Consider the following 1,437-nt stretch of genomic DNA (forward strand, 5'->3'; position numbering starts at 1 on the left):
TAGCTCTTTTCCGCTTCGCCGGCATTGGACGTCTTTCGCGGGGCCTTGCTTCTCTCCGGGATCGGCGCTCTGGCCCTGCCCTCTATGGGGATTCAGAAGAATGGGGTGGAACAATCTGTCGAGCGCCTTGATTGCCGATGATAGGCAATCGAGCCAAGCCAATCGACGAACTCACCTCATCCTCGTCCCGCGAAGGACGCTTTTCCACCCGTAGGTGGAACTGGTGTCGTCCCCGTCTATCGGAGGGGCGATGTTTATTAATTTTTCAGCCGGCGACCGGCATGATTTCCGTCCTGGTCCAACGGAACTGTGTGCCGTCGCTCCAGATGCGATGCATGATCACCGCCAGCCGGCGGGCGAGCGCAACGATGGTTTTCCGCTGGCCGCGCCGCTTGGCGACGTCCATCGCCCAGGCCTTCAGCCAGGACCATTTCGTCACCCGCGTCAGTAGGGTCTGCGCGGCCTCGTAGAGCAACGTTCGCATCATGCCGTCGCCGCATAACGAGATCCCGCCCACCCGGCGGCTTTCGCCCGATTCATGGAGCGCCGGCGTCAGGCCCAAAATCGGACCGACCGCCTTGGAGTTGCGGAAGCGGGCGGGGATATCGATCGTCGCGGTGTAAGCCAGCGACGCGACGGGGCCGACACCGGGGATCGACATCAGCCGGCGGCAAACCTCATCATCCCGGACGATCGCCAGAAGCTTGCGGTGCAGGGCGGCAAAATTCTGGCGCAGCTTGCGGCGCGCGTCGAGCAGCGGTTCGACGATCTCGGCCAGATCGGGCATTCCTTCGGTGAGCTCGCGGATCCGCTCCTCAAACTTGACCGCACCGACCTTGCCAACCTTGAGCCCGAAGTTGCGCAACAGCCCGCGGATGTCGTTCTCGATGGCAATCGCCTTTTCCTTTAAGAGCTTGCGCGCCGTCAGCAGCGCCCGGCGCTTCTGGCTCGTCAGGGTCTTGACATGCACCGGGCGGAACAGATTGACCCGCATCATCTGCGCGATCCCGCGCGCATCATTGCGATCGGTCTTGTTCGGCTGCGCCTTCAGGAAGGCGTTGACGTGACGCGTCTCAATGCAAACCACTGGCAAGCCGGCTTTGGCAAGCCCCTCGAACAGCCATTGCGACAAAGGTCCGGCTTCAAGCCCGACGCGTTCCAACCGCCAGGCGGGATCCTTGAGCACCCGCGCAAGATCCTCGGGATGGGTCGGCACCTTCACCTCGCGGCACACCGTGCCGGTTTCGTCGACGATGCAAATTGCGGTCTCTTTCACCGAGACGTCCAATCCTACATAATGTTTCATGCTGCGCTTCTCCTTCCTGATGGCTTGTGGCTGTTCCAGGGAACCGACCACGTTTTATCATCAGCTCGAAGCGCAGCACCTTGATGGCATCTCCGCCAAAAGATGAGGCTCAAGCCGAATACCCCATCTGT

1 protein-coding gene is annotated in these 1,437 nt (G+C 61.4%); it reads right to left on the reverse strand.

Annotated features, from left to right (window positions below; all coding sequences use genetic code 11):
• Positions 1–265: 265 nt before the first annotated feature.
• A complete protein-coding gene (locus NKI39_RS34125; protein ID WP_352532656.1) occupies positions 266–1,306 on the reverse strand; it encodes an IS110 family RNA-guided transposase in 1,041 nt (346 codons plus the stop codon).
• Positions 1,307–1,437: the final 131 nt, after the last annotated feature.

Source organism: Mesorhizobium sp. M0664 (assembly GCF_040320565.1).
In the GTDB taxonomy this organism is placed as follows: Bacteria; Pseudomonadota; Alphaproteobacteria; order Rhizobiales; family Rhizobiaceae; genus Mesorhizobium.

What these genes read in the sequence shown, in the direction of transcription:
- NKI39_RS34125 (WP_352532656.1), bottom strand. Translation starts at nt 1,306, where the DNA reads ATGAAACATTATGTAGGATTGGACGTCTCGGTGAAAGAGACCGCAATT.